This window comes from Streptomonospora mangrovi (assembly GCF_027604915.1).
In the GTDB taxonomy this organism is placed as follows: domain Bacteria; phylum Actinomycetota; class Actinomycetes; order Streptosporangiales; family Streptosporangiaceae; genus Streptomonospora; species Streptomonospora mangrovi.
This window is the reverse complement of sequence record NZ_JAJAQC010000107.1, coordinates 1-5426: the sequence shown is the minus strand read 5'-3', so window position 1 is coordinate 5426 and position 5426 is coordinate 1. Positions and strand designations below refer to the sequence as shown.

General features: G+C 74.0%; 5 protein-coding genes. All 5 read left to right on the top strand.

Features of this window, described 5'->3' with window-relative positions; all coding sequences use genetic code 11:
- Positions 1-409: 409 nt before the first annotated feature.
- On the top strand, positions 410-1951 hold the full coding sequence (locus LG943_RS27515; protein WP_270075300.1) for a PTS ascorbate transporter subunit IIC: 1542 nt from the start codon (positions 410-412) through the stop codon (positions 1949-1951).
- Between the two features lie 76 nt (positions 1952-2027).
- Positions 2028-2327 carry a PTS sugar transporter subunit IIB gene (locus tag LG943_RS27510; RefSeq protein WP_270075299.1) on the top strand — a complete coding sequence of 100 codons (300 nt, stop codon included), beginning with the start codon at positions 2028-2030 and terminating at the stop codon, positions 2325-2327.
- Between the two features lie 59 nt (positions 2328-2386).
- The gene (locus tag LG943_RS27505) at positions 2387-3136 is read left to right on the top strand and encodes a sugar isomerase domain-containing protein (protein ID WP_270075298.1); all 750 of its coding nucleotides are present in this window, start codon (positions 2387-2389) and stop codon (positions 3134-3136) included.
- A gap of 331 nt (positions 3137-3467) precedes the next feature.
- Entirely contained in the window at positions 3468-4529 is a 1062-nt protein-coding gene (locus LG943_RS27500; protein ID WP_270075297.1) for an ATP-binding cassette domain-containing protein, read from the top strand.
- Complete coding sequence (locus LG943_RS27495) at positions 4526-5353, top strand: ABC transporter permease (RefSeq protein ID WP_270075296.1); 828 nt, start codon at positions 4526-4528, stop codon at positions 5351-5353. Before LG943_RS27500 ends, LG943_RS27495 begins: the two co-directional genes overlap by 4 nt.
- Positions 5354-5426: the final 73 nt, after the last annotated feature.

Below are 5426 nucleotides of genomic sequence, written 5' to 3'. Positions count from 1 at the left end.
GCCGCCGAGATCCTCCAGACGTGCCGCCGGGCCGGCGCCGCGCGGCCGGCGCGGGTGCCGGCGGGGGCGGGCGCCGCCCTCTGACCCCCCGGCGGCCGCACCGGGCGTGATGCCGGTCTTCTCCGTGCCGGACGGCACGGAGAAGACCGGCATCGCTGTGTTCGGCATCGGGGTGCCCGGCGGCCGGGCGTCGGCACGGTGGCCGGCGCACCGCCGCCCCCGCCACGCCCACCGGCGCCGACCGGGAGCGGCGCGCCGCGCGGACTCCTCCCCGCGCGGGCGGTTTTACCGAAAAGTCGTTGGCGTGCATTGACGTAGTGATCAGCGACGCGCCAGGCTGGTATAGACCGGACCGGACCAGTTCACGACCCCTTGGTCCGCCCCCGTGTCCGTGTCCCTGGAGGAGTGTATGGATACCGTACGCGACGTCCTGATCTGGATCGCCAACAACGTCTTCGGACAGGTGGCCATCCTCATCGGGCTGATCACGCTGCTGGGCCTGGTGCTCCAGGGCAAGCGCGTCGAGGACATCGTCGGCGGCGCGCTGCGCGCCACCCTGGGCATCATCATCCTGTTCGTGGGCGTCGACCTGTTCACCGGCGGCCTGAGCAGCTTCCAGACGATCGTCTCCAGCGCGGTCGGCCTGGAGCCGCCCTCCTCCGAGAACACCCTGGACGACTTCCTCGCCAGCCACGGCGGCACGGTCGCGCTCATCATCACCCTCGGGTTCGCGCTGCACGTTGCGCTGGTGCGGGTCTTCCGCGCCGCCCGCTACGTCTACCTCACCGGCCACCTGATGTTCTGGGTCAGCGTGGTGATCACCGCCTGCCTCGTCGAGGCGTTCGGCGACCTCTCCCAGCCGGTCCTGGTGGTGGTCGGTGCCGTGCTCATCGCCTGCTACTGGACGCTCCAGCCGCTGTGGACGCGCCCGTTCATGCGCCGGGTCACCGGCCGCGACGACTTCGGGTTCGGCCACACCACCTCGTCCCTGGGGCTCATCACCGCGCTGGTGGCGCGGCCCTTCGGCGACCCCGAGCGGCACAGCACCGAGAACCTGAAGCTGCCCCGCCAGCTCTCCTTCTTCAAGGACGTCAACGTCAGCACCGCGCTGGTGATCGGCGTGATCCTGCTGGTGGCCATGGCCTTCGCCGACGACCAGGTGGTCGCCGAGGCCGCGGCCGCCTACGACCCCGCCATCGACCCCTGGGCGTGGGGCGTGATCGCCGCGCTGCGGTTCGCCGGCGGTATCGCGATCCTGCTCTACGGCGTGCGGATGTTCCTCGCCGAGATCGTGCCGGCGTTCAAGGGCATCGGTGACAAGGTGGTGCCCGGTACCAAGCCCGCCCTGGACATCCCCACCCTGTTCCCGTTCGCGCCCACCGCCGTCATGCTCGGGTTCGTCGCCAGCACCGCCACCTTCCTGGTGCTGCTGGGCGTCTTCGCCGGGCTGGGCTGGTTCACCCTCGTGCCGCCGATGATCATGCTGTTCTTCGGCGGCGGCGCCGGCGGTGTGTTCGGCAACGCCGTCGCCGGCTGGCGCGGCGCCCTCATCGGCGGCGTCCTCAACGGCGTGCTGCTGGCCGGCGGCCAGGCCGTCACCTGGGGCATGCTCGGCGGCACCGCGCCCGAGCTGGCCACCCTCGCCGACCCCGACTGGTACTTCATCGCCTGGCTGCTGATTGGCGTCGGCGCGGTCGTGCCCGGCGTCTGGCCGATCCCGATCGCGGTGGCCGCGCTGACCGTGGGCGTCCTGGCCTGGCTGTCGGTGCGCGAGGGCCGCCGCGAACGCGCGGAGCGCGTGAGCACGGGGGACACGACGGACGAGGCGGCCGAGGCCGAGGACGGCGGCGCGCCCGCCCCCGCCGAGCCCGCCACACCGGCCGAGCCCGCCAAGCCCGCCGCGTCCGACACGGCCGCGCCCGCCCGCTCCGAGGAGCCCCCGCGCGGCTGACGCGCCCCGCCCCCGCATACGAGCCCCCCGCACCCCCCGCGACCACGATCCCGACCACACCGCCGAGGAGACCGCAATGCCCGCGTCCCGCCCGCTGTCCGTCCTGACCGTCTGCGGAGTCGGCATGGGATCCAGCCTCATCCTGAAGATGACCGCCGAGGACGCCCTGCGCGACCTCGGCGTCGAGGCCGCCGTGCAGAACACCGACATCTCCAGCGCCCGCGGCATGAACGCAGACGTGATCATCGGCCAGGGCATGCACACCGGCGAGCTGGCCGGGATCGCCCCGGTCGTGGTCAGCGTCGACAACTTCCTGGACAAGAGCGGCCTGGCCGAGCAGCTCCGCGGCGAGCTGTCCGGCCAGGGCTGGCTGTGAGCCGCCCGCCGCACCCCCGCCCCGCAGCAGCACCCGTGTCACAGGAGAGGACCCCCACGGTGGAGCCACAGGCCAACGCGGTGGAGGCGGCCGACTTCGGCGCGCTCATGCGCGCGGAGCTGGCCCGCGTCCAGCGGCTGAACGAGGCGGCGCTGGCCGAGGTCGCCGACGTGCTGATGGAGCGCGTGGTGCGCGGTGAGGGCGTCATCCTCGCCGGCGGCGCCGGCCACTCCCTCAACGCCGTCACCGAGGCGTTCTACCGGGCCGGCGGCCTGGCGACCGTCAAGCCGCTGTACGCCCCCGAACTGCTGCCGGTGCACGGCGCCTCGGCCAGCACCGCCGCCGAGCGCCGCGCCGGCCTGGCCGCCGAGGTCATGGCCAAGGCGCGGCCCGGTGACAGCGACGTGCTGTTCGTGTTCTCCACCTCGGGCGTGAACCCCTACCCCGTCGAACTCGCCCGCGAGGCCGCCGACCGCCGCATCCCGGTGGTGGCGGTGACCTCGCGCGCGTGCAACGCGGCCGCGCCCCGGCGGGCGGGCACCACGCTCAGCGAGGAGGCCGACCACGTGCTCGACACCGGGGTGAACCCCGGCGACGTGGCCTACCCGCCCTCGGCCCCGGTCACCGGCGCCGCCTCCAGCCTGGCCAACACCTTCCTGTGGAACCTGCTGCTGGCCGAACTGCACGACCGCGCCGCCGCCTCGGGGCTGCGGCTGCCGCTGTGGCGGTCGTCCAACACGCACGGCGGCGACGACTCCAACGCCCGCCTGTTCGAGCGCTACCTGCCGCGCGTGCCCGAACTCGGCTGACCCGGCCCCGGCCGGTCCTCCCGGCCTTCCCGATCCCCGAGCCGCCGCCGCCCACCCGGGCGGCGGCGGTTTTTCCGTATCCGCACACGAGTTTTTCTCCGCAATGCCGTCCGCCTGCGCGGCGGCCATTCACGCGGCAGTTCCCGGGGACGGTGTCATCGGTGTTTTCGCAGGTCAGCGAAATATGAATGTAGCGTTCGCATTTGCTTGGGCGGAGCAGTCCGGCTAAGAATTGAGGGTTCCCAAACCACGCATGCCCAAGGGGTGTATTCACCGTGCCCGCATGGGCTTCTTCGCCGTTTCCCCACCCGCCCGAAAACACGGAGGCGACATGATCCACGCCCGGGGCCTGACCCGGCGCTTCACGGTCAAGCGCAAGGTGGTCGAGGCCGTGCGCGGCCTGGACCTCGACGTCGAGCAGGGCCAGCTCGTCGCGTTCCTCGGCCCCAACGGGGCCGGCAAGTCCACCAGCCTGCGGATGCTCACCACGCTGCTGCCGCCCACCTCGGGCACCGCCACCGTCGCCGGCCGCGACATCGCCGCCGACCCCGACGGCGTGCGCGCCCGGATCGGCTACGTCGGCCAGAGCAGCGGCGCCGGCGAGCAGTTCCGCGCCGGCGACGAACTCGTGGCGCAGGGCTACGCCTACGGCCTGACCCGGCGCGAGGCGCGGCGCCGGGCCGCCGAGGTCATGGACATGCTCGACCTCACGCCGCTGGCCGCCCGCCGGCCCTCAACGATGTCGGGCGGCCAGCGCCGCCGCCTGGACATCGCGCTGGGCCTCATCCACCGCCCGCCGCTGCTGTTCCTGGACGAGCCCACCACCGGCCTGGACCCCCACACCCGCGCCGACGTGTGGCAGCACATCCTGCGGCTGCGCGAGCAGTACGGCATGACCCTGTTCCTGACCACCCACTACCTGGAGGAGGCCGACTCCATGGCCGAGCGCGTGGTCGTGATCGACCACGGCCGCGTCATCGCCGACGGCACCGCCGCCCGGCTCAAGGGCGACCTGGCCGGCGACCGGGTGACGCTCACCGCCCACGACCCCGCCGACACCGCGCGCGCCGCCGCCACCGCCGGCCGCGTCTTCGGCGCCGACCGGGTCGCCGTCGAGAACGGCGCCGTGCGGGTGCGGGTGCCGCGCGCCGATGCGGCGCTCCCCGAACTCCTGCGCGTCCTGGAGGGCGAGGGCGTGCGCGTCGCCACCGCCGAGACCGCCCGCCCCACCCTCGACGACGTCTTCCTCGCCCTCACCGGGCGCACCCTGCGCGAGGCCGAGGCCGAAGGCGCCGGCGCCGCTGAGGGAACCGAAGGCGCCGACGCCGCCCGCCCGACCACCGCCCAGCCCGCGGCCGCCTCGGCCGCCGCACCGGAAGGGGACCGCGCATGACCGCGACCACGACCACCCACCCCGGCGCCCCCGGCGCCGGCGCCGACGACGTCGTCCCGGTGCGGCGCACCTCCTTCGTCCGCGACGTGTGGACGGTGTTCTCCCGCGAGATCACCCCCACCCTGCGCGAACCCCTCGGCCTGGCGTTCACGATGGCCCAGCCGCTGCTGTTCCTGTTCCTGTTCGGCCCGCTGCTGGGCGGCACCGGCGGGTTCGGCGGCGGCGAGGCGCCGTGGCAGTGGTTCGTGCCCGGCATCCTCGTGCTCCAGTGCCTGTTCGGGCCGATGATGGCCGGCTACAACCTGCTGACCGAGCTGCTGGGCGGCTCGCTGGAGCGGATGATGGTCAGCCCGCTCAACCGCACGGCGATGCTGATCGGCCGCACCCTCAAGGAGTCGGTCCTGCTGGTGGCCCAGGCGGTGCTGATCATGGCGCTGGCCGTGCCGATGGGCTTCACCGTGCACGCGCCCGGCATCGCGGCCGGGCTGGTGCTGCTCACCGTGTTCGGCGTGGGGCTGGGGGCGCTGTCGTTCACCCTGGCCATGGCGGCCCAGCCCAACGGGGAGCTTTTCTACATGGTGACCCAGATGCTGCTGTTCCCGCTGCTGCTGCTTTCGGGCGTGCTGCTGCCGCTGGACTTCGGCCCGTCGTGGCTGCGGGCCGTGGCGGCGGCCAACCCGGTGGCCTACATCGCCGACGCCGAGCGCGCCCTGTTCGCGGGCGACTTCACCGACCCCTCGGTGGCCTACGGCGCGCTGGCGGCGGTCGCGGTCGCCATGGTGGGCCTGCTCCTGGGCACCCGCGCGATGCGGCGCGGGGTCTAGCACCGGGGCGGGGGGGGGGGGGCCCCCCCCCCCCCCCCGCCCCCCCCCCCCCCCCCCCCCCCCCCCCCCCCCC

What these genes read in the sequence shown, in the direction of transcription:
- LG943_RS27495 (WP_270075296.1), top strand. Translation starts at nt 4,526, where the DNA reads ATGACCGCGACCACGACCACCCACCCCGGCGCCCCCGGCGCCGGCGCC.
- LG943_RS27510 (WP_270075299.1), top strand. Translation starts at nt 2,028, where the DNA reads ATGCCCGCGTCCCGCCCGCTGTCCGTCCTGACCGTCTGCGGAGTCGGC.
- LG943_RS27500 (WP_270075297.1), top strand. Translation starts at nt 3,468, where the DNA reads ATGATCCACGCCCGGGGCCTGACCCGGCGCTTCACGGTCAAGCGCAAG.
- LG943_RS27515 (WP_270075300.1), top strand. Translation starts at nt 410, where the DNA reads ATGGATACCGTACGCGACGTCCTGATCTGGATCGCCAACAACGTCTTC.